This is a genomic window from Sphingobacterium puteale (genome assembly GCF_050986225.1).
Classification (GTDB): domain Bacteria; phylum Bacteroidota; class Bacteroidia; order Sphingobacteriales; family Sphingobacteriaceae; genus Sphingobacterium; species Sphingobacterium puteale.
On sequence record NZ_CP158959.1, the window covers coordinates 4,346,897 to 4,373,496 of the forward strand.

Here is a 26,600-nt window from a genome sequence, read left to right on the forward strand (position 1 = left end):
TTCTCCGTTTAGTACGAAGAAATTTATTTACATCAAGTCGATCCTTAAATACGGTAGACTTAATTGATTATTTCCCCATTACTGTCTGCCAAACGGTCACGGAACCGCTGAAGCTCTTCGGGGCTCGGTCTGCCCCAGTCGCTTACTTCACCGATGATTTTCAATGCCATTGTGGAACGATAAGAACGTGTCGGATTACCTGGGAATTTTTTATCTGTTAGATTTGGATCATTTTCATAGCTTCCCATAGGTTCAATAATATAAACGCGTTCGCGACCATCGCCTCTTGCCAAAGCTGCCGCGAGTCCAGCTCCGTTAACTAATGCAGTGAAATAAATATGATTCATGGTAAGTTCAGATTGATAGTTGGAATTACCTCCCGCTGTTAATAACGCACCCACTGGTAACTCAGCTTTTGTACCATGATAAAAAGGACCGGTATCTGATGGTTTTTCACCCAAGACCTCAGCCAGATCAGCATATCCATGAGACTTATCACTATCCCCCAGCGCTTCATAGCATTTGGCCAGGTTCAAACAAAGATTTGGCAAAGCACTCTTAACCGTATCATCATTTAGTTTTAATGCATGGCTCAAGGCGGCCTCCAACCATGTCAATCTGTCGGAAATAGCCTCTTGATTCCTGGCGATATAATAAGCCGCAAGAAAGTGTTCGTGATCGTCTGTGGCTTCGTTCCAAGCTTGCATAAATAAGTTAAGGGCTTCTTCAGTATGCTTGGCTTCTTCCATGCTCATACCCTGAAGACAAAGTTTAACAACGTTGTTGAAAGGTGAAAATTCCATACGCGTATCTTTTTTTATATCGCCGAATGTACCGTTGGCACAGGGAGATTTAAAATCCACATGCACCGGTATCTGCAGGATTAAAGTTCTACATATTTTTATACATTTCCGTATGTTGTTCGTAAATCGTATTGCATCGACCTTCGTACAATTCGTAATTATTCCTAAAAACAACAGATTGACCTAAAGGTTTTACCCCCTTATATTGTCGCAATTGCACCTCATCCGTGCTTCTAAACTTCGCTAAATTTGAATTGATAATCAAACACTTGAAACAATGAGAAAGATCCGAATTTTCGAACACATCTCCCTTGATGGCATCATCGAACACGATGGAGATTACGCCTATGGCGCATGGACAACTGCCTATAGAAGTCCCGCAGGAGCGGAAATGCTCTTTCAGGCATATGGCTCAGACTTCGACCTTCTTTTAGGTCGTCAGACTTATGATATCTTTAGTGGCTTCTGGCCCAATGCGGGAGATTTCCCTATGGCCAATGCCATAAATGCTGCAACAAAATATGTCGCAACACACCGTCCCGACAGTCTAACCTGGGGGCCAGTAAAAAATTTGGAAGAAGACATTGTCGCCGCGATTCATGCCCTCAAGTCAATGGATGGTCCCGATCTGATTGTTGTAGGTAGCTCTACACTGACCTCGCTATTACTTGAGCAGGGTCTCGTCGACGAAGTGGTGCTCATTACCTACCCCGTTTTGCTGGGACAAGGCAAGCGCCTACTCTCAGATAAGGTGTACGCCCAGGAACTTGTCTTCCTCGACTCAAAGGCAACCCCGACTGGCATATTCATCAATAGCTATAAATATATTGGACCGCTTAAAAGATAATATTCCTACAATGGATAAGCTCCCCTCTTAGCCAACTTTATACGGGTTAGGAGCTAATATTTCCTAGTTTTAGGGGATAAATCATGTCATAAAAGTCTACCCTCTTTTTTCAGGAATGGTTAAAATCATTGATTTAAAACTATCGTTTATATAATCATTACCTTACTCATTTGAATATGCCTACTTTCTTGTATATTTGATTTTAAACAAATCATCTCTATGAAAAGAACCTTATTATTCATTGCTATTATTTGCAGTACTTCCTTTGCTTTTGCGCAAAAAACAACCTATAAAGTCAGTACACAATCATCAATAATCAAATGGGATGCGAAGAAAGTCGTCGGTGGTCATGTTGGTACCATTGCCTTGAAAGACGGAACGATCCAAACAGATAAAGGTAAAATTACCGGTGGTGGATTTACCATTGATATGAATTCGATGGCATGTACTGATGCGCCAAAACTAACTGGCCATCTTAAAAATGAAGATTTCTTTGATGTACCGAAGTATCCAACAGCAAAATTCATTATCAGCAAAGTGGATAACAGCAAGGCTACTCCAGTAATCACAGGGAATCTTACCATTAAAAACAAAACGAAAACGATATCTTTTCCCGCAAAGGTAACCAGCACCACTGACGGACTTTCGGCCGAAGCATTAGGTGTAAAGGTAAATCGATTGGATTTTGATATCCAATATCGTTCGGCCAGCTTTTTCTCTGACCTCGGGAATCGGGCGATTGAGGACGAATTTACATTGGACATTCAGATCAAAGCCGCAAAATAGCTATGATAACAAACAATGATGTAGCAAAAAAACTGCGACATCATTGTTTGTCTAAAGCAGCTCGATCCCCTGAGCGATATATTTACGCATCTGAGGGCTCGTTGATTCATGTTCTGTCACAATGATATCAAGCTTTTTGGTTTTATCGATGATAAAGCTTGACTCCGTATCAAATTTATCGGAAGTACACAATCCAACGATGCGAACACTCTGTTTCATCATTGCACGTTTCGTTTCAGCATCTTCCTGATAATTACAGGACAAATTTTCAGGGGTAATTGAACAAACGCCCAAAAAGTATAAATCAGCTTTAAAATTGGCAATGCTTTCCAACGTAGTATTGCCAAAAGTGGTGAAGGCGGACTTATAAAGTCGGCCTCCCAAAAATATGATATCGATAAAAGGATGGTCTTCGATCACACTCGCGACAGGAAAACTATTTGTAATGATAGTGACTTTAAGATCCTTTGGTAAAATTTTAGTCAACTCCAGGATAGATGTACCCCCATCGAAAAAAAGTACCTGATCATCTTTTATTAATGATAAAGCTTTTTGTGCAATAATCTTTTTCTGTTCCAGCCCTGCTTTCTCGCGATCACGATAATGATATTTTTTTTGCACAATGCTGTGAGCTCCCCCCCTTACTGCGCGAAGAAGATCCCGATCATTCAATTCCTTAATATCTCTCCGTATGGTATCTTCGGATACCGAAAGCTTTTTGCTTAAGGTGTGAAATGAAACCGAACCCTCCCTATTGGTGATATCTAAAATGGTTTGTAGACGATCGTACTTTAGCATAGGAACAAATATATAGATTTTACCAGAATAAAATGAATTGCAAAAATTTGCTATAATTGCAATATTTTGCAATTATATAATTACATTTGTGCAATAATAAAGATAAAACTTATGATAAAAAAGACAATTTCCATTGATATGGACGGTGTACTTGCAGACATCCAACGACACTATCTTTCACATTATTTTGAAGAAACTGGTATACGGATAAATGAAAACGATATCATAGGGCTGAAGGAAGCGGATTGTTTACCTGATCAGACGGCAGTCTTACGGTATTTGCATACACCAGGTTTTTTCCGCAGTATTCCTGTTGCACAAGATGCACAAGACGTGGTGAAGGAATTACAAAACTATTATGAGATTTTTGTCGTATCTGCCGCAATGGAATTTCCCAATAGTCTTTTAGAGAAACGGGAATGGCTACAAGAATATTTTCCATTTATTTCGTGGAAGAACATCGTATTCTGTGGGAATAAAGGTATTATCGACACCGATTTTCTTATTGACGATCATCTAAAGAATCTAGACAGTTTTTCTGGAAAAGGGCTTATGTTTAATACATTTCACAATGTCAATGAGCACCGATTTGAACGGTTGAAGAACTGGACTGATGCACATCGTTTTTTTGTTGCTGAGCTGCAAAATAAAACGTTCAACTGAGTATTTATAGCTGGCCAATCAAAAGGGGTAATTGCCCAGCTATAATTTGCAATAATTTATTTTCTAGCCTGGAATTTCCAATAAGTCCAATAAGACACAGAAAGTGAAAGCATAAGAAAAGCAACGACGATAAGCGAGACTGAAATTCCATAAAATTGGGCAACTCCACCCAACAAGGCGGGCCCCAACAACTGCCCCGAGTGCCCCAATGTTGACATAACCGGAATACTTGCTGATGCCCCAACCCCTTTTAAATTTCCGGCATGACTAAATAAAATCGGAACAATATTAGCAGCACCAAAGCCCAATAGGATAAATCCGGCTAATGCACCCCAATAAGAAGGTGATAAAACAGCTACCAGCAAACCGAATACCGCTAAGAGTCCGCCTCCGACCACAACAACCCGATGATCTAAGCGGACAACAAGTACATCGCCAAAAAGTCGCATTGTTGCCATGGCAATGGAAAAGGCAGCATACCCTATCCCCGCAATTTCAAGCGGTGCATTTTTTTCCTCATGCAAAAATACCGCACTCCAATCCAACATTGAACCTTCGGAGAGATAAGCACAGAAACAGAGCATGCCCAGAAATAAAACATGCAAATTTAACCAACCAGCCCATTTGGACTGACCTGCAGCCATTTTCTTGTCATCATGATGACTATTAATGCGTATTTCATCATCATGCGCATACAACCTACGATACATAACGAACATAATTACAACGATCAGTAAGGAGATCAATAACATGGCATAGGTAGCCTGAAACCCTAACTTTATCAACAGCCCTAATCCGAGCGACCCCGTTAATCCTCCCACACTAAAGATACCGTGCAGACCGGATAAGATCGGCCGATCAAAGAGTTTCTCGATAAGGATTGAGTGCGCATTTGCGGAAACTTCTATTCCTCCCATACACATACCAAAAAAGAATAGTGTAATCCCCATTGTTATGATGGAATTAGCAATTAACAACATCGGCAGTATCAATGCGAGCGTGATACCCGAAAGAAAGATAATTTTTCTTGTTCCAAATTTATTCAGAAGGATGGTCGAAAATGGCATAATAAAAAGAGCTCCGCCGCCGATAAGAAGCATCAAAAGTCCCAATACACCATCATCTATTCCAAGCCGTTGCTTAACATAAGGAACGACAGGTGCCCAACTGGCGAGTCCCAACCCACACACAAAAAAGATAAACCTGACAGCATTTCTCGCTGTATCCGGACGAATGGGTAATGATTTAATTTCCATATAATTTGAGATAAACTAAAATAGTATAGCGATAGACTTGTCTAGGCTTAGTCGTACAAAACTATCAATAATAAATCAAAACAGAAGCATATTATTGCACAATATTGCAAAAAATGCAAATTAAAGCAATAAAAGCAACCAATCCCATTAAATAATACTGTCATTAGTAATCGTTTATAATTTTTATTTCAGGGATTAATATTTCCCTACATTTTTTGGCACATTAATCTTCACCCTCTATTTTTGCTATAATTGTGATTTATACCTAAATTGCTATTAGAAAGTGAATTCTTTCCAACAAAAAGGCTTGAGTCATCCGGTATGGGCAAAACGTTTATTTTACCACATGAACTATAAAACGATAGGCTATTTTCTTTTATCAACACTAATTATAGGGTCACTCTATACAAATGGTTGGTTTAATATATCTTATACATTCCGACAGCTTACAGGGATCATATTCATCATAGCTTACTTTGCAGGAACGGTCTTCTTCATTCGCGCACCTATTTTGAGAGATATACAATTAAAAAGACATCTCTTAATAAGATTGGGTATCTTAATACTAACTGGCCTTATTATCATTATTTCTCAATGGTATATGCATAAAGAAAATGATCACCTGGGTGCTGGCTATTTATTTTATTTCGAAATGCTCGGTTTTGGAATTCCGCTCCTCATTTATACAGTAATAGAATTAATTTGGTTATTAGCGAAGAAGAAATATGCAGCGCTGTGCATCAATCTGCTGTTGGCGATGGGAATCTATTGTATTGTTATCTTTAGCGGACTCTTCGGTTTTTAAATTGGCTGTAGTTTTCCCCGAGGCAGATCCAAATATTTTAAGATCACTAGAAAATAAACTTGTTCCGACACCTTTGCGAAGCCAACGGCCGTAAGTCGTGCTTCTTTAGAAATGAACGGGCTTATTCTCCATAAATAAACTAAAAATATGCAAACTCGAGCAGAAAAATTACAGCAGATTATGGATTGGGCACAAAACAATACGGATATTCGGGCAGTTCTCCTAACGAGCTCCTTGGTAAATCCACTGGCACCAGTTGATGAATTAAGTGATTTAGACCTCGAACTTGTATTTGATGACAATACCAAGTATGTCGCCGATAAGAATTGGCTAAATAACTTTGGCTCTCCTATCGCTATGATTGAAGAGGATGAAAGCTACTTTGATAGCAAACATGCCATGAAAATGGTTTTATATACAGATCACATAAAAGTTGATTTTAAGTTATATAGTAAGCCTAATTTTTTGGAAGAGGTGCGTCAAAGCCCGTTATGTGAAGATTGGGATATTGGTTATCAAGTACTCCTTGACAAAGAGGGCATAACGGAAGCGATCCAAAAACCCTCCTATCGGGTGTCAATCATAAAAAAACCTACCGAGCAAAAATTCACACAGCTACTCAATGATTTTTGGTGGGACTGTACTTATATCGCCAAGTGTCTCGTAAGAGAGGATATTTTTTATGCAAAATTTATGTCCGAAAACAATATACGTACCGATTATCTGGTACCGCTGATTGAGTGGTATATCGCTAGCCAGCATGATTGGAATATCACAACCAATAAACATGGACGCCTATTTAAAAAATACCTGACCGAGCAAACCTGGGGAAAAATAATGCGGACTTTTTCAGCCGGTGATATCAATGAAAATTGGACGGCGCTATTCGCAATGGCCGATCTTGTCGCAGAAATTGGCAGGGAACTAGCGAATAAATTGGGCTATATATACCCTATAAAACTCGAACAGGATATCAGGATATATCTCAATGCCATAAAGACGAAATGAATTTGATTAATTTTTTAATATCTTTAATTATTGTATTTTCCAGAACTTAAAATTGATCACTATGATGATAAAAACACTAACATTGAATATGTTCTTCCTGCTATTGACCATGAGCGTTTTCTCGCAAAACCATGCAGGAATAAAATCGCTCCTAAACAAGGATTCAGAATTTATTTTCCCACAGACAGTGCAAAAGATCGAAGCAGCATTAAATGCGAAAACGGTCTACTATGAAGATGCCAATGAAGAAAAATATGCCAAATGGTTGACCAATTCCGGTCTGGAACTCTATACTAGTCTTGGAAAAAATAATACCATCAATGAAATCTTTTTTGATATCCCAGAAGATCAAGTGCTTGTTGTCGAGGGCTTGCCTTTTAATCTTGTGATGAACAAAACCACACTTAAGGAAAGTGCAGCTAAATTCAGTAAATATGCAGCCAAAACGCAAAAAATGGAGGAAGGAAGTACCTTTCCAGGTGGTTCAAAACTTACCTTTAAAAAGGGAAAACATTATGCTACTTTAATTTTTGACAGTAAAAATCTACTGAGATTTTTAGGCCTTACCACTGAACTTATTGGACCTGGCGTAAATTAAATAAGTAACTGGGAGACTTTGATTCTTATCAAAGTCTATACCGGAGAGAGATGGCCCGCCAGATATGATTTGCAAGATCCTGATCCAATTCATGCTGTTGAAAAGACCATCTCTCTTTGTTCTTAACCAAAGTCTGCAATAGACCATCTAACAGAATATCCAATGCTGTTTCTTCTTTTGTCGGACACTTTTTCAACAATTGAATCTGAAAATCTCTTTCCTGATATGTAATTCGGAAAATCTGTCCTTTATATGCTGTATTTAACTGTCCAATCGTATCTTCCATGGCATCTAACTCAAATTTAGTCTAATCTGTCAAACCGTATGGTCAGCCTATCTATAGCTCTTAACCACATTGGAGCATCCATACACCTCTCCTAAATATCCAAAATAGACTTATGAATAAGTGTTCACATGCTAAATAAGTATGTAAATATAAAGATAAAAAACAGTATTATACTAATTATTTTAGTATAAAATAATCTAATTTTTTAATCCCGATTATTCGATATCTTCGCTTCTATATATCCATTACAGTGTCCAATCCGCGCTTCAAGCCCTCAAAGGTCGACAACTTACTTACAGCCATCAAAATCCCTTTTATGTACGGTTCTGCGCCATTGCCTGCATCGTGACGAAGGATCAACGTTTCGTCCTTTTCACCAAATATCGCCTCAACACCAAGAATATGTCCCGGTAAACGCACAGAATGCACCTGTATACCATTTATGCTTGCTCCACGCGCATCCTTTCGTCCGACGGTATCATCAATTGCTACCGCTAACTTTGGTGTCTGAATTTTGGAAAGGCGATATGCAAGTTCAGCTACGGTGCCACTTGGGGCATCAGGCTTATCCCCGGAAGCATAATCAATAATTTCAAAATGTGGGATAAATTTAGCCGCAATTTCCGCAAACTTCTGTAGAAGCACTGCCGTGATTGCAAAATTACCGGCAGCTAATATTGCCGTATGATGCTCATCTGCCACCGCTGCTATTTCTTTAAAATCAGCATCAGTTAGCCCCGAAGTTCCCAATACAACCCGCTTCCCTCTTTTTAACGCTGCAATAACATTGCTCTTGGCAATTTCTGGTTTGGTAAAATCAATCATCACGTCAAAATCCACTAGATCAAGCGCATCTGTTATATTATCAAATAATGGAATCGGCCCGTTTCCCAGATTTAAAATTGATGCTAAATCAGCACCACCTTTGGAGCGGGACAGACCGCCCACCAATTGTAAGCCCTTTTCCTGCGTTATCTTTTTGCTTAGCTCGGTTCCCACCCATCCTGTTGCACCCGCTATAAATACCTTTATCATAATTCCTTTTTTTGGTCGTCCAACGCTCAGATGTTACTTCTTTATGGCCACTATCGCATAGACCATTGGAATTTTGTCCTCAAGTAGTTCAATCCGATATTTATTCTTTTCAAATTCAATCGTCCCGTTAAAACAATTATAGGGGGAATAATCAAATTCATCAAGTTGCGCGATTTGCAGTCCATTTTTTATCAGACTATTGACCACTTCACTTATACCGTGATTCCACATGACATACTCCTCTGTTATAGCCGCATTTCTATCCGCATAAGTTCCGTTTGCAGTTTCTATAATAGCTCCTGAATTAAAATATCGATAACCTATTTTTTCAAAATTATCATCAAACATCCAAACAACAGGATGGAACTCAACAAAGACAAATTTCCCATTGGGCTTCAAAAATCTGGAAATAACCTTTGCCCATTTATGTAAATCAGGCAACCAGCCGATTGTACCATAACTCGTAAAAACATAGTCAAATTGCTGATCCAAATGATTCAGCAGATCGTATAGATCACAACAGATAAAACGAACATCGGCATTTGTCTGTTCAGCAATTTTTCGTGCACTTTCAATAGCCTTATCGGACAAGTCGACCCCAGTTACTTCAGCACCGAGCCGGCTCAGTGAAATTGTGTCTTGACCAAAATGACATTGCAAATGTAATATTGTTTTCCCCTGAATATCATCGAGCAGATCTAGCTCAATCTCATTCAAAGAACTTCTCCCCTGAAGAAAACCCGGGAGATCATAAAATTCTGACTTGAGGTGTGAATCCGTTCTACTATTCCAGGACGCTCTGTTTATATCCAAATAATGCTGTTCTTTATTCATAGCTTAAATCTACCTATTTTATCCGTATTATTTATATCATTAACCCATGCTTAAAGAAGAATTAATGTTCTTAACAGCTGTAATACTTCATTGTTTTAAGAAGGTCAGATTAATATTAGAATGCTGATAACGTCCTAACCTATTATTTTCTGTTAATTTGAGCCTGTTGTCCGTAAGCACAAATGTCAGTCCTGTAAAATCGTAATAACTCCAATAAGCTCTTGTAAAAAAGTGGAATGAACGAAAAGGAATATGATCAAAGTCAAAAAAATAACTGTGCGCTGTATTCACACTGTCTATGATTAAAAGCTTATTGCTTTTAGGTTTTTCAATAATTAAATATTGGTACAATGGAATCTGGTCGTTTTCCGTTTTTATCCAACCAAAGTCTCCATCTGTTACACAGGCTTTCACCGCCAATTTTTCAACTCTTCCATTAGCTAATTCAAATGCCTGATAATATTGTGGTTCGGCAATATTGTCAAAGTATATTTTCACGCTATTGGTATCAAGTTCCTCATTGGTTTGATATAAGAGGAGAAATTCCGTACTCGTAGACCAATCTGTTTTAAAATCAAGCTGCGATGGCATCTGAGAGAAAAAAGTCAGGGTATCATTTTTAATTACAAAGGACCCTCTAGATTGATTCTCATAGCCCACATCCTCCCCCGCTTTCAAGGGAAGGTTTGTTTCCTTATAAAAATAACTATGATCCCTGAAGTTCAGCACCAATTCATTGGTAGAATCGCTTTTATATGTTATGATTTCAGCATGATGATCAACCAGATGAGATGTGTCGCCGCCTGTTTTCTGGCCATTATTCCCACAAGATTGCGATGCAAATAGTACAAGCAGCAGTATTTTATAATTTTCCAGTGCTAACATGACGTTCAAATTTTAAAATAAACATGATTCATTTATGATCCCTTTGCCTCAAAAACCCATGAAAATCAACTATTTCGCCTTTTCAATTTTTATATCAGACGGTCCATCTCCATAGTATGTAGGTTTCTGTTCGACCATCTTTGGATTACCATTTTCGTCTTTTTCCAATTTTTTAATACCCGTTCTTGGTGGACGTTTGGTATCCAGATCCATCTCGAAAGAAATTGTAATTTTATCATTTATCCCAAGACTGTTTCCTTCATTATCAAAAACCTGCAAATCATCCGCTGTAAACTTATCAGGAATATACATACCGTTTTTATTGTCCTTGTAGCCCAAATCTATACTACCGATATAATCTCCTCTTCCCTTTGGTTCAGAAAACAACGAAACAGCAATTTCCATATCGCTTCGGACTGTTACGTCACTGTTAAGGTAAGGGTACCCTGTCAAGCTAAAGCGCTTGCCGGCATTATCCTTGTTTTGATCTAATTTTTCAAACTGATCCGCATTAATTGGAGTTGCCGGTTGATCCTTTCCACCACCACAACTTGATATCGCAAAAGTTGCAGCCGTTAGCAGAGTCATCACTGTCATTTTCATTGTTTTCATATTATTATCATTAAAAGTAATACCTTAATTAAACCATTATGTTGTTGTAGCCGTCTCCTGAGATAACAAACCCAACAATCAAATATAGCATAAGCAGGCACCACTTTTAGACCGGTCTAATATTCGCCTGAACCCAATGAATATCCGTCTATCAATGACAATGTTCCGAAGCTATGCTCGCACAGGAATTGACTTAATTTAAGCGTTTTCACCCCTTACAGATTGTTCACTACTACTTTATCCGTTTTTATGAAATCCTTATTTTATCAATACTGCAAATAATAATATAGTTGCGTACCTAATGAATAAGCTAATCCTAGCAATATCATGACTGGTAAAACATATAATAAGGAATAATATTTGGCAATAAAATCAAAAGATCCCTTACTGCTCCTTACCCCCTCTTTTTCAAAATAGTTTTCCATATCTTGCTTTGCCGAAACTGGAAGATAGTGAATATACTGCTGGCCTGTTTTTAAGGTTATTCGCAAGACAAAGTACAACCTTAACGAATCAAATATGCGAAAGAATTCAATATCTTGAATAGCGATGTTTTTCCCGTTCAAAATGATTTGGTTATCCTCAAAAATTATAGCATCTGCGCTCGATTTTATTTTTGACACAAATAATGAATACGGGAAACCTATGACTAAAATTGCATTCCATAAGGGATGAATATTGCGAATTAATAGTGTGCTAGCGAACATGAGCGCGAAAGAAATCAAAGCGACATATAAGCTATACAAAAGTATTCGATCAAAGTTAAAAGCTTCAGCTTGTAGTGGCTGCTTCATATACAATTATCTTTTCTGGATTAACAGCAGGCTATTTTTCAAATTGCCCCTTATCAAAAGCCGAACAGGTCTTATTTTATCTGACTGCTGGGATAAAGCTAGCTCACTACCGCCACAATAATAGATTTATTTACAATTCGCCATCGTCCTTTTACAATATGTCTGTTTTCATGATTTTAAGGGTTCAGTATCAGCCTACAATCTGCTCTCTCAAATTTTCAACCCAATGGTTGTTTTCAATACCCATTTATCAATGATTGCTATGACGGGCAATAAGTTAATCCCCAAGTCAGTCAGGCTATACTCGACTTTCAGCGGAAGTCCTTGATAAATTTTCTTCACGATAATACCAGCTTGTTCCAATTCATGAAGCTGCATATTGATTACTCTTGGGCTTTCATCACGAATAGCACGATGCAATTCACTGGGACGTTTTATACATTTGCTGATACCATCCAATATACAGGAATCGCGTTTAAAAAACCTACAATAAAGCGAATTATTTTTTATCATCTCCATTGACATTATTACTAATCTTAGGAACAGATTTTCAGGTAAAAAACAAAAATAATGCCGTATTACACAAGATTTCCTTAAATTGTATCCGCTTGATTTAACAGGTGTATAATACAATGGATATATTGGATTTGGATAAAGAATATTGGGACAATCGCTATAAAAACAGGGAGACGGGATGGGATATCGGTTATGCCTCACCGGCATTAATCGAATATGCGGAGACGGTGATTCCCAAAGACGCTTCTATTTTGATCCCCGGCTGTGGAAATGCATACGAAGCGAAAGCACTACTTGACAAAGGGTTTAAAAATATCACTTTACTTGATATCGCACCAACATTAGTCAATCAGGTTCAAAAAGAGTTCGGTGAGACTGCACAGATCCGGATTATCTGCGAAGATTTTTTTGACCATGGTGAAAAATATAATTATATTCTCGAGCAGACTTTTTTTTGTGCATTAGATCCGATTCTACGCGAAGAATACAGCAACAAAATGGCCGATCTGCTCCATCCACACGGCATTCTTGCAGGTTTATTGTTTAACAGAACATTTGAATCAGCAGGCCCACCCTTTGGCGGAAACAAAACGGAATATCAACTACTGTTTCAGGTAGACTTTGATATTTTAATAATGGAGACCTGTCTCAATAGCATACCGCAGCGACAAGGAAGCGAGCTTTTCATCGAATTGAGACAAAAAAAAACTACTTCCCCGGCATAACCTGATAAGTCGGGTCATCCTTAATATTAACGACAGCAATTCCCGTCGCATTTTTGAGGAGGGAGCGACAATCCTCGCTGAGATGCCAGAGTTCCACCTTCTTTTGTTGTGCGGCATAGCGCTCTGTAATTTTATTTAGTGCATCCACTGCAGACATATCTACGACCCTACTTTCTTTAAAGTCCACAATGATATGATTAGGATCCTCTTGAATATCAAACTTATCCAAAAAATTTGCTGTGGACCCAAAAAACAATGGCCCATATATTTCATAATGTTTTATACCTTCCGGGTCAACATATTTTCGCGCCCGTATACGCTTTGCATTATCCCAGGCAAAGACCAATGCAGAAACCACAACACCGACAAGTACCGCTAAAGCCAAATTGTGCAATAGCACCGTTATACCGGCAACAAGAATACCAACGAAAATATCGGATTTCGGGAACTTATTGATAATCCGAAAACTCACCCATTGAAAAGTGCCGATAGCAACCATCATCATCACACCGACAAGTGCCGCCATGGGGATTTGCTCAATAAAAGGAGCTCCTACCAAGATAATCAGCAGAATTGTCATCGCCCCTATAAAAGCGGATAACCGCGTCCGTGCGCCCGCATTCAAGTTAACTAAAGTCTGGGCGACCATCGCACATCCTCCCATACCACCAAAAAATCCATTAACCGCATTTGCCAGCCCTTGAGCTATAGATTCGCGATTAGCATTCCCTTTACTGGCGGTAATTTCATCAACCATATTAAGTGTCAGAAGCGACTCAACAAGTCCCACACCTGCCATAACCAAGGAATAAGGAAAAATTAACTGCAAAGTTTCCCAATTCCATGCAATATCTGGTACACGAAAATGCGGCAGTGATCCACTGACTGAGGCAATATCCACCACCTTTTTGGTTTGTATCCCAAATAGGGATACCACAGCAAAAACGACCAAAATAGCAATCAGCGAAGCGGGAATTGCTTTAGTAAGCCGCGGGAAACCGATAACAATCAACATGGTCAATAACGTAAGTCCTCCCATAATATATAAAGTGGAACCGGACATCCAAACCGCGCCGTCCCCACTGTTTACTTTAAACTGGACAACTTGCGCCATAAAAATAATAATCGCCAATCCATTCAGAAATCCATACATAACAGGTTGTGGTATCAAGCGGACAAATTTTCCCCACTTAAAAAGACCGACCAAAAATTGCAAAATACCGGCCAGAACCACAGCTGCAAAAAGGTAATCGATACTGTGGCTTGCCGCAAGTGCCATCAGTACAACAATAGTAGCTCCGGCCCCACCGGATACCATACCCGGTCTTCCGCCAAACACAGCAGTTACAAGCCCCATTAAGAAAGCTGCATACAGGCCTGTCAAAGGAGGCAAGCCCGCTAATATAGCAAACGAAAGGGATTCAGGTATCATGGTCATGGCAACCGTCAAACCGGCAAAGAGTTCGTTTTTCAAATTGACCGTCCGTATGTTAAAAAATTCAAAGGTATTGTTCATATAAAATCAGTTGAACAGTTGTAAAGCATTGCAAAGGTAACATTCCATCGTGCATATCAGCAACCTAAATGCAGCTAAAAGAAGAAAGAAGGCGTCATCGTAAAAACACTTTTACCTTATATTTGTTATTGAATACAAGTTTTATTGCAAAACAGTATATTGACCCGTATGAATCAAAATCCAAGGTTTTATCGCTATATTTTATTTTTGCTTTTGAATGTATTTACTACTTTTTTTGGCACCCTAATCTTAGCCCAGCCTACCGTCTTTGCCTCAATTCAAACAAATCAAAGTAGCCTCCAATATGGCTCTTTAAATACGACATACTCCATTTCATCAGTAGATAGTGCCGCTCCAGCAGTAAGGTGCGCAAATTTGAAAGACAGCATGGCAGTATCGAAACAACAGGCAAGATGGATTTCGGATAGGATCAATGCCAAACTTCCCGACAGTGTCGTCAATTATCAAAAGAAAAACTTTTTGCGGGCGGGTATAGAATGGTTTTCCATTCAGGCAATACCCGCATCCGTTAATTATTTCATTCGTAAAGATCCGGTCTCCCATATTTCATTCAAAAACTTCTTCAGTCATTTGAAGTTTTCAGCTTGGACTTGGGATGATAATCTCTTTGCTACCAATCAGATTGCCCACCCCTACCATGGGCAGTTCTATTTCAATTCATTCCGGTCCAACAATTTTAGCTTCCTACAGTCGACATTAGCTACTGTTGCCGGAAGTTATGTCTGGGAGACAGCCGGTGAAACGGAACCACCTTCGATCAACGATATCATTAATACCAGTTTTGGAGGAACAATCCTCGGCGAAATGACCCACCGTCTTTCACATCATATTCTGGCAAGACCCAGCCTCACGAAAGGGCAACGCAATAAAAAGGAAATATTAGCCATGCTGATCAATCCAATAAACGGATTAAACAGATTGCTTGATGGCCGTTGGGGAAATACGATAAAAGGCGCTGTCATTGACAGTTCGCTGGTTCATACGGAAGTTGAATTGGGAATCCGGAGATTTGATGCCAAAGAACACAATGTCTTAAGCCGCGGAAAGAATGATATTTATGCGCGAGTCAAGCTAATATATAACAACGATGATATAGACAAGAAGAAACCGTTTGATGATTTTTTCCTGAATCTTGAGATTGGTTCAGACGATAGTTCCATCGTAAATGCTGTCAATGTTTCCGCCTCTCTTTATGGGAACCGTATATTGTCCAACGTAACGGGGCGACACCGTGGGATCGTCTCAGCTCATTTTGACTTTCTGCGAAATGAAGCCTTCTATTATGGATCACAGAGTATCAACTACAACATTTATTCCAATTTTAATGTGGGCCACCATACCAAGTTGACCACCCTCCTTTCTGGTGGCCCGGTAGTTCTGGCAGCGGTGCCAGATCCATATCTTCATTTCGGCGAAAGCCGCACCTATGATTATGGTCCTGGAGCAGATGTTCGGGCATCGGCAATCCTAAGTACACTCAATCGCTTCAAATTTGGAATAGAGTACCGCGGCGGCTATTTTGTCACCATCAGTGGCAATAAATCTCATCATTATCTTCATACCGCATCGACCAGTGCTTCAGTACGGATCTGGAAAAACTTTGGTATCAATCTCTACTCAGGATATTTTAGGCTGGAAGGCCATTATCAAAACCATAACAACGTGAATAAAGATTATCCTTTTATACGTTTGGCCCTGGCCTATAACTCTGAATATTAAAAAGCCTTAACCGGATTGCGGTAAAGTTTTTTTAGTTTGTCCAATATTTTTTCAGTGCCTCTTTTAAACGAGGGTCATAGCCATAAATATCGGGGAAAGAAACGATCTTACCGTCATCATCAAGCCAAGTGGTATAATAAGTAAGATACACGGGCATCCGACGTTTTAGTGTTACCCAACGCGATTTAGAAATGGAGTCGGTTGTGATTTCTTTTGCAATCTTTTCGGCCTGTTTCTCATTATTGACCAGATAGCTGGCCAAGTCTACGGGTTTTTCAACACGTACACAGCCGTGACTCACGGCACGGTTAGCCTGCCCGAACATTTGTTTGGCAGGCGTATCATGAAGATAGATCGAATAGGCATTTTCAAATAGAAACTTCACATTTCCCAAAGAATTGTCCGAGCCAGGGTTTTGCTTAAACCGGAATTTCTCCACCGAATCCGCATTCCAATTGACCGCACTTGGATCAACTTGTTTTCCTTTATAATAAGCCACCATATTACGCGAAGCCAAATAATTCGGATTGTTCCGCACGCTAGCTAACAATTCCTTTTTTACAATGCTGCTGGGAATATTCCAAACAGGATTAACCTGCATTGCATCTAGGATACCCTGCATGACAGGCGTTTCATGGTTTTCACCTTTGCGCGTATAGGCAGGGTTATCAGTTTCACCAACACATACATTCATCAATTGACTGGTTTTACCATCTTCCATGATGCGCAATCGCTGTTCTGGAATATTGACAAAAACATACTTTTCTGGAAAAGTCTCCCCCATCCAGCGTAGTTTCTCCAATACCATCAGCACTTTAGCCCTTTGCTCATTATTCAGATTACCATTTTCCAACAAATCCTGAAATTGAATATAATATTGGTTCTTCGGTTGTATATCTGCCATCAAGGGGGCTATCTTGACACTGTCCAGCAAGTGAACAACCGCTGTATAATTCATGCGCTTTTGGGGCACAAAATATCTTCCATATAGACGTTTTGGATTGAGCACACCGTACTTCATGCTGCTGACATAAGCCACAAGACCGTCTGTTCCCAAAAGATCCAGCTTGGCTAGAAGAGGGTAAGATTCCGCGACATCCTTTGGTTTCAGTTTCCGCAGAGAAAATAAGGTTTCTTTAATCTCCGCAGTATGGTAGTAACTGCTACGTATCCCATGTTCTTCACTTCGATCAAAATAACTCAATAGGGTATCGATGCTTCCGTCAAATAGATGTTCAGCGATTAAAGTCATTCCTGCCGTAGAATCAGACAATTTCTTCATCCAGCTCGGGTTATGCAGGTTGGCTTTCTGTTTACCATAGACTTCCTGAAACACCTTTACATAAGCTGTTGTATCAAATTCCTTATAAGATTTTTGTTCAAAACCTTTTGCCAGCACATCACCATAAGTGGGCGAATTCTCTTTGCAAGAAAAAAATACAATTGAAACGAAGGAAATGAAAACTAAAAAACGTGACATACTAAAAATAATGAAAAAGAAATGGCTTCTCAATAATGAAGCCACTTTCTGGGACAAAGATAAATAATTCTTATTGGCAAACGAATCTTCCCTGTCATCGAATCACTACAGCAATGAATTACTGGTATTTTTGGAGGAAATCTTCGAGGAGTTCCACCATTGCCGTGTTCCCTAAAAATGCAGCTGTCCGTTGGTGCAACGTCTTGGGTTCAATATCCAAAATACGTTGATACCCATTCGTCGCCTTTCCTCCTGCTTGTTCTACAATAAATGCAATTGGGTTACATTCGTACATCAATCGTAATTTTCCATTCGGATGTGCTGAAGTTGTTGGGTAAAGAAAGATCCCTCCTTTCAGTAGATTGCGGTGAATGTCAGCAACCATAGATCCAATATAGCGCGACGCGTAGGGACGCTGGGTAGCCACGTCTTCCATTTGGCAGTATTTGATATATTGCTTGACACCATTGGGGAATTTAGAGTAATTTCCTTCATTGATCGAATAAATAAGACCCGCTTCCGGAATCTTCATATCGGGATGGGACAGACAGAATTCCCCTATGGAAGGATCTAAAGTAAAACCATTCACCCCTTTGCCTGTGGTATATACCAACATGGTTGAGCTGCCATAAATGACATAACCTGCGGCCACTTGCTTGGTACCGTGTTGCAGAATGTCGTTGCTATTACATGATACTCCTGTATCCGAAAGCCGACGATAAATGGAAAAAATCGTACCTACGGAAACATTAACGTCTATATTACTCGAGCCATCCAAGGGATCTATACAAACAATATACTTCGCATTTTTTGAAACTCCAGATTGCATATAAACTGGATTTTCATGTTCCTCCGAAGCTACAACGCAGCATTCACCGCCACTTTGAAGCGCTTTAATAAATTGCTCATCAGCATACACATCCAGTTTCTTCTGTCCTTCACCCTGAATATTCGTTTGCCCGGCATCTCCTAAAATATCGACCAATCCTGCCTTATTAACTTCTCTGTTAACAATCTTTGCCGCTATTCCGATATCACGTAAAAGCCTGGAAAGCTCACCTTTTGCATAAGGAAAATCGGCTTGTTTTTCAATAATAAATTGACCTAATGTTGTTATACCACTCATAATAGTGTTTTATTGGATATTTGTTGCACAAAGCTAAAAAAGTAAAATAGATTTTAGCAAGACAAATCCCACAGCCCGCTAAACTTTAGCAGACAAAATACGCAATCGATTGCGTATATCTTTGAAAACTTTCTTTTGCTAAAACGATTACCACCTATAAAAAGATAACAAAGCTTCAGAAGAAGTAGATATCTTCTAAATTTCGAGAAATAAAAAAAAACAAAAAATGATAAGTATTTGGTAATTTTGGCAAAACATATTGATACAATGCAACAACTCATACAGCTCGTTGAAAAGGAAAAACTAAGTAGTCAACCCGTTACACAACATACCTTGATCATTGATGATAAGCAAGTCATTCATGGTGCACTTTTTTTCATTAAAACAGCACGTAAGACGTTCAAAATAATGGTTCCTGCTCCTTTTTACGAGGCGTTACTTGACAATCAATTAACAATCCAGCGCTTAATGAAACATCCCGAAGCCATGCTACTTTCCTAGATAAAAGACTATCTGACTAAAAGCACGTCATATTCACTCCTCAGAGGATGAATTTAACGTCTCTAATATATCCCATAAAGTGCTTACAACAGGGATAATTCCTGTAAAACAAATCGCTCCATTTATTTGTTTATTTTATGTGGCACATCACGGCAATTATTTACCCAATACACTGATTTTCCATTGGCACGACGGACACACCGGATTGAAATATTACAAAAAAACAGTGTAAAAGTATAACATTCGCCAAGCGATAACCCCTAAATTTATTTTACAATAAAATGCTATGCGATACCAATATAGACTTTCAGGAATGTCCTGTGACGGATGTAGAACCACTATTGAAAATGCGATTAATCAGCTTCCCGAAGTTCAGGCTAAAGTTTCACTAGATCCACCGTTGTTGACGATAGAATCTCAGAAAGAAATACCGGTCAAGCAACTCCAGGAAACCCTATCCAGATTAGGTAACTACCAAATCACCGAACCGGGTCAGCCAACAGCTTCCTTAAACGAGAATGACTCATCAAAGCTGTCCCCTTCGGGCAAGTATTACTGCCCGATGCACTGCGAAGGAGAGAAAACATATGAACAACCCGGGCGTTGTCCGGTTTGCGGCATGTACCTCGTACCTGTCGAACAGGCACAAAGCAAACACGAGCACAATCATGGAAATCATTCCGATCATTTGGTTCCACCTGTTGCAAACAAAAAGATGGAACATGAACAGCAGCATCAATCTATAGCACAGGGCCACAATCATCACAAACAAGATGAATTGGTAAAACATGGGCACGATGGTGACAGGCACAAATATGGACACAGCGAACATGCCGCCATCGCAATACCCAACCGGCAGAAAGCGGGTCCAGCAGGAAAATATTATTGCCCGATGCACTGTGAAGGCAACAAACTTTATGATCAACCGGGCAACTGTCCAATTTGCGGGATGAATCTGGAGAAAGTTCCCGAATTAAATAAAACAACACAATATACCTGTCCGATGCATCCGGAAATTGTTCGGGATCAGCCCGGAAATTGCCCCATCTGCGGTATGGATCTTATTCCGATCGCGGGAGGGAGCGACGATGATGAAGACCGAATATATAAAGATCTCCGCATGAAATTATGGTTGTCTATTTTATTTACGGTTCCAATATTTATTCTCTCTATGGGAGAAATGCTTCCCGGAAATCCAATCGCCAACATCATTTCACCAAATTTGTCAGGCTGGATACAATTATTTCTGTCCCTGCCTGTTGTCTTCTACACGTGTTGGTCATTTTTCAAGCGTGGATGGGTTTCTTTCAAAACCTGGCGACTGAATATGTTCAGCCTGATTGCTCTTGGCGCGGGTGCAGCATTCGTATATAGCCTTGTCGGTCTGTTCTTTCCCCAGATTTTTCCGGCTGACCTAAAAAATCATCACGGTTATATTGCACTATATTTTGAGTCCGTTACCGTCATCCTAACATTAGTTCTCCTAGGTCAGGTGATGGAAGCCAAAGCGCATTCCAAAACCAATTCAGCGATCAAGGAACTCATTAAACTCAGTCCTTCCGACGCCACTCGGGTCGAAAATGGGACTGACGTAAAAATTGGAATCGATCAGATTAAGATCGGTGATATCCTGAAAGTAAAACCCGGAGATAAGATTCCTGTCGACGGTCAGATTACGAGTGGCAGCACAAATATTGATGAATCCATGCTGACGGGTGAGTCCCTGCCAGTCGAAAAACAGGAAGGTGACAAGGTCAGCTCTGGTACAATCAATGGCGAACGGAGTTTTCTGATGAAAGCTGAACGTATCGGTTCAGACACCTTATTGGCTCAGATCATTCAGATGGTCAATGACGCTAGCCGAAGTAAAGCACCAATTCAACGCCTTACGGATAAAGTATCTGAAATATTTGTTCCGATCGTAATTGTAATTGCTCTGTTGACATTCTTTGTTTGGTGGATCTGGGGACCTGTACCCTCCCTAGCTTATGGATTTGCCAATGCATTGGCCGTTCTTATTGTTGCCTGCCCTTGTGCCCTCGGTTTGGCAACACCGATGTCCGTTATGGTCGGTGTCGGCAAGGGAGCCAAAAATGGCGTACTGATCAAAGATGCGAGTGCCTTAGAAAAAATGAACCGGGTTGATGTTGTATTAACGGATAAAACAGGAACAATAACCGAAGGCAAACCTACAGTTGATGACATTCAACCCAGCCCTATTAGCAGTATCAATGAAATACTATCTTTAGCCGCCTCCCTCAACAGCAACAGTACCCATCCACTCGGACAGGCTATTATTGAAAAGGCCAAAAAGGAAGGCAATAAAATAGAGCAACAAGTTACCAACTTCGAAAACATTTCCGGACAAGGTGTCAAGGGAGATATAGACGGCCAGTTGATTGCTCTCGGCAATCAGCTGTTGATGGAATCCATGCAGGTGGCCATTCCGGACGGGATACGTAAGGCCGTCGAATCAGCCCAATCTCATGGCAAAACCGTTTCCTATCTATCGAAAGGAAATGATTTACTCGGCTACTTTAGTATCTCCGATCAGATCAAGGCCTCTTCCAAACAAGCTATAAACTACCTGCTTCAGCATGATGTTGATGTCATTATGCTTACAGGTGACAATGCACATACGGCAAAATCCGTCGCGGAGCAAGTCGGGATCAGGCATTTCAAAGCAAATGCATTACCGAAAGATAAATTGCAGGAAATACACCGTTTGCAGGAACAAGGACATGTTGTCGCAATGGCTGGTGATGGTATCAACGACGCTCCTGCCCTTGCCCAAGCCGATATCGGTATCGCCATGGGAACAGGGACAGATGTAGCAATTGAAAGTGCATCGCTGACCTTGCTTCAGGGCGACCTAATGGGCATTGCCAAAGCCAAAATACTGAGCCGGAAGCTACTCCGAAATATTAAAGAAAATCTAGGGTTTGCTTTTATCTACAATATTCTAGGTATCCCGTTAGCGGCAGGGCTTCTGTATCCGAGCTTCGGTATCCTCTTATCCCCCATGATAGCAGCAGCAGCAATGAGCTTTAGTTCCGTTTCAGTGATTTTAAATTCTTTACGTTTAAACCGCGCAACAATTGGAATAGATAATAAGTAAATAAAAAGAAAAGCGCTTGATAGCAACGAAAAATAGATAATTACCTATATTCGCCATTCCTAATGACATATATTTATCATCATTATGCGCAATATACTCTTAATACTTTTGTCGGTCATCGTAACGTTGGTTTGTGTCAAAAATTCACAAACTGTCGATATTGATCTCTTTGTAGAGGGCAAGATAGCATTATGGAAACTCCTTCTGACTTTTTTTGTGATGGGTACTATTTTCGCTTTTTTGTTAAAAGGCAGTAAAAAAAAAACAGCATCAGGAACATACGGCAATATTTGACGAATCGGAAGAGGATTATGAAGAGCCAAAATCCAAATTATCCGATGAAGATCGTGATTTTCTGTCCTAGCAATAAAAAATAAACCACTAAAAATGAAGGTTTAAACACATTAAACGCATTTTTATCACAGAAATAGTTGCTTGGAATAGAGATTAACCCTATCTTTGCATCACTTCAAACAAGGAACAGTTGTTCAAAAAGAAGTACGATTCCGTAGCTCAGCTGGTAGAGCAATACACTTTTAATGTATGGGTCCTGGGTTCGAATCCCAGCGGGATCACAAAAAGCGCACTAAGGTGCGCTTTTTTCGTTTAATTCATATCTTTTTTGGGATCATACCGAAAGTTTTGGGGGTACAATTTTTTAAGCATACAATTTCATTACTCTATATAGGAAGAATGTGGTGTCCCTTACGCCACGAAAGACACTCCTGAAAGCTTTGAGCTTTGCATTGAAAGACTCTGCTGAAGCATTGGTACTTCTGTTGTCGAAGTAGTGTAGGATATGTTGATGATGCGCTGCAATGGATCTTGCTACGCTCTCAAATGAAGTGATGCCCGCATTCTCAACCTGATTATGCCACAGTCCCAGTTTGGTAAATGCTATCTTTTTGTCCTTGCATTTATTGAATATGTCACCTAGGGAAATTCCCAGGTCATAAGCCAGCTTTAGTTTGGGAAACCGTATGAACAACAATTCAGCACGGTGTTTCTGGTTTTCGGACCATCGGCTTGGATGCTTGAACAAGAGGTGTCTGGATCTAGCCAGTAACTGTTTGAGGGTGTCCCCATTAGGCAACAACTCGGGCTCATATGGGATTCCTCCCTTTCGTGATTCCATTATCTTCTTACTTTCGGCATCCAATACTTCCCAGCGATACTTGATACGGAGTTCCTGCACTGCATCATATGCTAACTTTTGGACATGGAACCGATCGACCACACGCCTGGCATTCCTGAAACATCTACGGATTGCCTTAGCCATGTTCGGTGCCATATCCATGGTCACCTCCTTTACCCTGTTCCTTGAACGTAAAGGTATTCGCTCAAGAACAGTCATGATATCCTCGGCCTTTGTACCCTTAATAGTTGCCAGAATCGTCCCTTTACGCCCTTTTGCCGATTTACTGCTAACAATGGTATATAATTCACCGTTGCTAAAACTAGTCTCATCGATGCTCAGGCGTTCGGAGATGTTCCCGGGAAAAAGAGTCCATCGCTCTGCATGTGGCTTTTGGTCCCAATCATGGAAGTCACTGAGATGGTTCTTGTATTGATCCTGAAGTTGCTTGCCGTCCATCTGGAAGAATAATCCTACCAATTGGGCACTTACAGGATAGTTATCCAAATATCCTCTTTAAAAAAAGCCCGAATTCAGTCGTCATTCGAGCACCTTCACGCACTAGGTTCCAATCTCTTGTGATAATCTGTCCGGTATCTAAGACTGTCCAGCGACGGCGGCGGATATGTAGTGTAACTTTCTGACCTCTAATGGGAAAATCTGAAATCTCTGTGGATGGCATAAAACCCTTTGACTCCAACTTGCTGTTCTCATAGCCTGTTGGAGCAATATTAAGCTCATCTAAATAAATGTGGAGTTGATTGTCAACCTGATCGACTTCTAAAATCTGAAAGTATTCTAAAAGCCCTTCGGGCATCAATAGTGATAGTAATTTGCGTTCGGCGTCTTGCAAGGGAGATCTGTATTAAAGATGCTAAATTAGCAAATTTTTGATATTCCCCCAAGAATTCTGATTGATCCATTTAAAGTCATCTAAAACCATACCACCTGGTGTCCATTGTGGTGTCCATTTTCATGGCTTACTTTTGGACAAATTAAATTCAAATCCTCTTACTCATTTTTCATATCTTAAATTAGTGAAGCTAAAATAGGTACAATACCCTTTAAAAATAAATATGATCTAGGTATGGTAAATTCAATTTGACCGGACGTAAGCGAAAAGCCTGTCAGACAAGTGATAAAAGAGCAATTGCAATTCTTGATGTAGGGAATGATCCCATAAAATTCCCTACCATCAATTTAAACAACCATTTTATTTTTTGAACCCAACACTATTAATTTTATTGGATTCTACTAAACTTTTAAATAACTCTGATGCCACTATTTTATTATCATAAATTGATCGGGCAATATTATATTCATAACCATACTCTTCTAAAGGAGTTTTATTTAAAACGGATTTAATAAATTTAAAAGAACCATCAACTGGATGTTTTGTGTAAACTGATTTGTCCAGGTCATAGCATTCTACCTTATTAAAAATATTTAAAGCGAAATAATTTTCATTTTTTACACCTTTATAAACGAATGTCGTATTAAATATTTGCACATCGCTTTTAAAATGTTCTTCAATTAGATCTTTGAATCGTTCACTAATTAATAAACCTCCGCCTACAGTTTCCAATACATCCAATTCTATCAAATTTTCATAGGGAATTGTACTATTCTCTGCATCCTCATAGATCAAAGGTGATACTATATCTTCATTAATAAACTTTCCAATTCCAATGTAGGATCCGTTTATTGAGTTTGAAAGACTAAATTGAAGTGGGTAATTAGCCTTACTTTTAATTAAAATAAAAAAATTCATATGTCTTAGCTTTAAATTGACATGCAGTAAAACCGGGTCTGTCATATCTAACATTATCACAAATTAGGGCATCATTATTCTTTTGAAAGAACAAGTCTTCTCCTCTTCCCAGTATTTTAATTTTATAGGAAGTTGCATCTTCTTCTTGCCTTTTCATTCCTGTATTCCTTCGGCTTGCACTTTGCTGAACTTGCCGTTGCTTTCTACCTTGTATGTTTCTTTTTCAAGAACAGGCTCCTCGCTCATCCAATTTGAGTTTGTTATCACAATTTTGTCTTTCTCAATTTTACTGTTTTTACTAAACGCAGATTCGGCCACTTCATCGTAAGCAATAACCAGCTTGTCAATTATCCGGTCTTGCTTATCAAAGGTTATCAATGTGGTGAACAGCTCATTTTCGCCAGCTCTGTAAGTAATCACCACTGAACTGAAACTGTCAGAGAAAGGGATTCTATAGTTGAGCCTGAAGTTTGTAGCATCTTTACGTCTGGGATCGAAATTGATCTTTTTCAGCAAACCATAGTCGGGCATCCCAGATTTCTCAAAATTTTCGAATCTGGTACTATCAATGATAGGAAAATGTCGAACCTTGAGCCCAGTAAGCATATCGGCTGCGACAGACTTCAACCTAACAACGGTGGTATCATTTTCAATAAAATAGTATCTTATCCGTTCTCCGGCTTGCCTCCTGACAGATGGTATAGTGTCAGGTTTAAATCCTTCTTTTATAAATATGAGGTTACCTAGCCACTCCGGGCTTCTGGCCAGCCTAAAATATCCGGTACTGTCGGTCGTTGCTACCGAACTGTTCTTCCTTTCTTCCTCAAATATGGTTACATCTTGAATCGGCTTTTCGTTTTCATCCAATACTTTTCCCTGATAAAAATTATTGGCCGAATTGCAGGAAATAAGTGTCAGTATCACAATAGAAAATATGGGGTTCCTTAGGATCATATCAATTG

The 26,600-nt window shown here is 39.6% G+C and carries 27 protein-coding genes and 1 tRNA gene; 11 read left to right on the forward strand and 17 right to left on the reverse strand.

The annotated features are described in order from the left end of the window. Positions 1–59: 59 nt before the first annotated feature. On the reverse strand, positions 60–473 hold the full coding sequence (arr, locus tag ABTV71_RS18605; RefSeq protein ID WP_433903720.1) for an NAD(+)--rifampin ADP-ribosyltransferase: 414 nt from the start codon (positions 471–473) through the stop codon (positions 60–62). A gap of 607 nt (positions 474–1,080) precedes the next feature. Here arr and ABTV71_RS18610 point away from each other — a divergent pair. Together ABTV71_RS18610 and ABTV71_RS18615 are read left to right on the forward strand one after the other, a co-directional pair. Further along, the gene (locus tag ABTV71_RS18610) at positions 1,081–1,650 is read left to right on the forward strand and encodes a dihydrofolate reductase family protein (RefSeq protein ID WP_433900651.1); all 570 of its coding nucleotides are present in this window, start codon (positions 1,081–1,083) and stop codon (positions 1,648–1,650) included. A gap of 219 nt (positions 1,651–1,869) precedes the next feature. Next, positions 1,870–2,436: a YceI family protein gene (locus ABTV71_RS18615; protein ID WP_121126960.1), complete on the forward strand. Its 567-nt coding sequence runs from the start codon at positions 1,870–1,872 to the stop codon at positions 2,434–2,436. Between the two features lie 51 nt (positions 2,437–2,487). Here ABTV71_RS18615 and ABTV71_RS18620 read toward each other — a convergent pair whose 3' ends face one another. Next, a complete protein-coding gene (locus ABTV71_RS18620; RefSeq protein ID WP_433900652.1) occupies positions 2,488–3,234 on the reverse strand; it encodes a DeoR/GlpR family DNA-binding transcription regulator in 747 nt (248 codons plus the stop codon). Positions 3,235–3,345: 111 nt separating this feature from the next. Here ABTV71_RS18620 and ABTV71_RS18625 point away from each other — a divergent pair, with 111 nt between their 5' ends. Continuing rightward, positions 3,346–3,897, forward strand: a complete 552-nt coding sequence (locus ABTV71_RS18625) for a 5' nucleotidase, NT5C type (RefSeq protein ID WP_433900653.1) — start codon at positions 3,346–3,348, stop codon at positions 3,895–3,897. A gap of 56 nt (positions 3,898–3,953) precedes the next feature. Here ABTV71_RS18625 and ABTV71_RS18630 read toward each other — a convergent pair whose 3' ends face one another. Next, the gene (locus tag ABTV71_RS18630; RefSeq protein WP_433900654.1) at positions 3,954–5,153 is read right to left on the reverse strand and encodes an MFS transporter; all 1,200 of its coding nucleotides are present in this window, start codon (positions 5,151–5,153) and stop codon (positions 3,954–3,956) included. A 346-nt stretch (positions 5,154–5,499) separates the two neighbouring features. Here ABTV71_RS18630 and ABTV71_RS18635 point away from each other — a divergent pair, with 346 nt between their 5' ends. The 3 genes from ABTV71_RS18635 (at position 5,500) to ABTV71_RS18645 (ending at position 7,564) form a co-directional block, all read left to right on the forward strand. Further along, positions 5,500–5,958 carry a hypothetical protein gene (locus tag ABTV71_RS18635; RefSeq protein ID WP_433900655.1) on the forward strand — a complete coding sequence of 153 codons (459 nt, stop codon included), beginning with the start codon at positions 5,500–5,502 and terminating at the stop codon, positions 5,956–5,958. Between the two features lie 147 nt (positions 5,959–6,105). Next, on the forward strand, positions 6,106–6,966 hold the full coding sequence (locus ABTV71_RS18640; protein WP_433900656.1) for an AadS family aminoglycoside 6-adenylyltransferase: 861 nt from the start codon (positions 6,106–6,108) through the stop codon (positions 6,964–6,966). Positions 6,967–7,027: 61 nt separating this feature from the next. Continuing rightward, positions 7,028–7,564 carry a hypothetical protein gene (locus tag ABTV71_RS18645; protein ID WP_433900657.1) on the forward strand — a complete coding sequence of 179 codons (537 nt, stop codon included), beginning with the start codon at positions 7,028–7,030 and terminating at the stop codon, positions 7,562–7,564. Between the two features lie 28 nt (positions 7,565–7,592). Here ABTV71_RS18645 and ABTV71_RS18650 read toward each other — a convergent pair whose 3' ends face one another. From ABTV71_RS18650 to ABTV71_RS18680, 7 genes are all read right to left on the reverse strand, one after another. Further along, entirely contained in the window at positions 7,593–7,850 is a 258-nt protein-coding gene (locus ABTV71_RS18650) for a hypothetical protein (RefSeq protein WP_121127372.1), read from the reverse strand. A gap of 234 nt (positions 7,851–8,084) precedes the next feature. Next, positions 8,085–8,885, reverse strand: a complete 801-nt coding sequence (gene dapB, locus ABTV71_RS18655; RefSeq protein WP_433900658.1) for a 4-hydroxy-tetrahydrodipicolinate reductase — start codon at positions 8,883–8,885, stop codon at positions 8,085–8,087. Between the two features lie 33 nt (positions 8,886–8,918). Continuing rightward, complete coding sequence (locus tag ABTV71_RS18660; RefSeq protein ID WP_433900659.1) at positions 8,919–9,719, reverse strand: class I SAM-dependent methyltransferase; 801 nt, start codon at positions 9,717–9,719, stop codon at positions 8,919–8,921. 87 nt (positions 9,720–9,806) lie between these two features. Continuing rightward, positions 9,807–10,604, reverse strand: coding sequence for a hypothetical protein (locus ABTV71_RS18665; RefSeq protein WP_433900660.1), 798 nt, complete (start codon positions 10,602–10,604; stop codon positions 9,807–9,809). A 69-nt stretch (positions 10,605–10,673) separates the two neighbouring features. After that, positions 10,674–11,216 carry a hypothetical protein gene (locus tag ABTV71_RS18670; protein WP_121127375.1) on the reverse strand — a complete coding sequence of 181 codons (543 nt, stop codon included), beginning with the start codon at positions 11,214–11,216 and terminating at the stop codon, positions 10,674–10,676. Between the two features lie 266 nt (positions 11,217–11,482). After that, complete coding sequence (locus tag ABTV71_RS18675) at positions 11,483–12,010, reverse strand: hypothetical protein (RefSeq protein WP_433900661.1); 528 nt, start codon at positions 12,008–12,010, stop codon at positions 11,483–11,485. Between the two features lie 210 nt (positions 12,011–12,220). Continuing rightward, the gene (locus tag ABTV71_RS18680) at positions 12,221–12,523 is read right to left on the reverse strand and encodes a winged helix-turn-helix transcriptional regulator (RefSeq protein WP_183078870.1); all 303 of its coding nucleotides are present in this window, start codon (positions 12,521–12,523) and stop codon (positions 12,221–12,223) included. 119 nt (positions 12,524–12,642) lie between these two features. Between ABTV71_RS18680 and ABTV71_RS18685 the strand changes: the two genes are divergently transcribed. Further along, positions 12,643–13,251, forward strand: coding sequence for a methyltransferase domain-containing protein (locus ABTV71_RS18685; protein WP_433900662.1), 609 nt, complete (start codon positions 12,643–12,645; stop codon positions 13,249–13,251). Here ABTV71_RS18685 and ABTV71_RS18690 read toward each other — a convergent pair. Beyond that, a complete protein-coding gene (locus ABTV71_RS18690; protein WP_433900663.1) occupies positions 13,235–14,767 on the reverse strand; it encodes a SulP family inorganic anion transporter in 1,533 nt (510 codons plus the stop codon). The genes ABTV71_RS18685 and ABTV71_RS18690 overlap by 17 nt on opposite strands. A gap of 387 nt (positions 14,768–15,154) precedes the next feature. Here ABTV71_RS18690 and ABTV71_RS18695 point away from each other — a divergent pair, with 387 nt between their 5' ends. Then, positions 15,155–16,507 (forward strand): DUF3943 domain-containing protein, encoded by a 1,353-nt coding sequence (locus ABTV71_RS18695; protein ID WP_433900664.1) that lies wholly within the window; start codon positions 15,155–15,157, stop codon positions 16,505–16,507. A gap of 31 nt (positions 16,508–16,538) precedes the next feature. Here ABTV71_RS18695 and ABTV71_RS18700 read toward each other — a convergent pair whose 3' ends face one another. Both ABTV71_RS18700 and fbp read right to left on the reverse strand, forming a co-directional pair. Beyond that, positions 16,539–17,987 (reverse strand): L,D-transpeptidase family protein, encoded by a 1,449-nt coding sequence (locus tag ABTV71_RS18700; RefSeq protein ID WP_433900665.1) that lies wholly within the window; start codon positions 17,985–17,987, stop codon positions 16,539–16,541. Positions 17,988–18,105: 118 nt separating this feature from the next. Next, positions 18,106–19,113 (reverse strand): class 1 fructose-bisphosphatase, encoded by a 1,008-nt coding sequence (gene fbp, locus ABTV71_RS18705; protein WP_433900666.1) that lies wholly within the window; start codon positions 19,111–19,113, stop codon positions 18,106–18,108. Positions 19,114–19,380: 267 nt separating this feature from the next. On the opposite strand from fbp, the gene ABTV71_RS18710 reads away from it, so the two are divergent. From ABTV71_RS18710 to ABTV71_RS18720, 3 genes are all read left to right on the forward strand, one after another. Further along, a complete protein-coding gene (locus tag ABTV71_RS18710) occupies positions 19,381–19,614 on the forward strand; it encodes a hypothetical protein (protein WP_433900667.1) in 234 nt (77 codons plus the stop codon). 286 nt (positions 19,615–19,900) lie between these two features. Continuing rightward, entirely contained in the window at positions 19,901–22,732 is a 2,832-nt protein-coding gene (locus ABTV71_RS18715; RefSeq protein WP_433900668.1) for a heavy metal translocating P-type ATPase, read from the forward strand. A 502-nt stretch (positions 22,733–23,234) separates the two neighbouring features. Then, positions 23,235–23,307 (forward strand) — tRNA-Lys (locus ABTV71_RS18720). A gap of 83 nt (positions 23,308–23,390) precedes the next feature. Here the strand turns inward: ABTV71_RS18720 and ABTV71_RS18725 are convergent. From ABTV71_RS18725 to ABTV71_RS18740, 4 genes are all read right to left on the reverse strand, one after another. Continuing rightward, a complete protein-coding gene (locus tag ABTV71_RS18725) occupies positions 23,391–24,374 on the reverse strand; it encodes an ISAon1 family transposase (protein ID WP_433900038.1) in 984 nt (327 codons plus the stop codon). Continuing rightward, positions 24,367–24,720 carry an ISAon1 family transposase N-terminal region protein gene (locus ABTV71_RS18730; RefSeq protein ID WP_433900669.1) on the reverse strand — a complete coding sequence of 118 codons (354 nt, stop codon included), beginning with the start codon at positions 24,718–24,720 and terminating at the stop codon, positions 24,367–24,369. The genes ABTV71_RS18725 and ABTV71_RS18730 overlap by 8 nt, the downstream gene beginning before the upstream one ends. A gap of 360 nt (positions 24,721–25,080) precedes the next feature. Continuing rightward, entirely contained in the window at positions 25,081–25,638 is a 558-nt protein-coding gene (locus tag ABTV71_RS18735; RefSeq protein WP_121123517.1) for an imm11 family protein, read from the reverse strand. 153 nt (positions 25,639–25,791) lie between these two features. Then, the gene (locus tag ABTV71_RS18740; protein WP_433900670.1) at positions 25,792–26,592 is read right to left on the reverse strand and encodes a carboxypeptidase-like regulatory domain-containing protein; all 801 of its coding nucleotides are present in this window, start codon (positions 26,590–26,592) and stop codon (positions 25,792–25,794) included. Between the last annotated feature and the right edge of the window lie 8 nt (positions 26,593–26,600).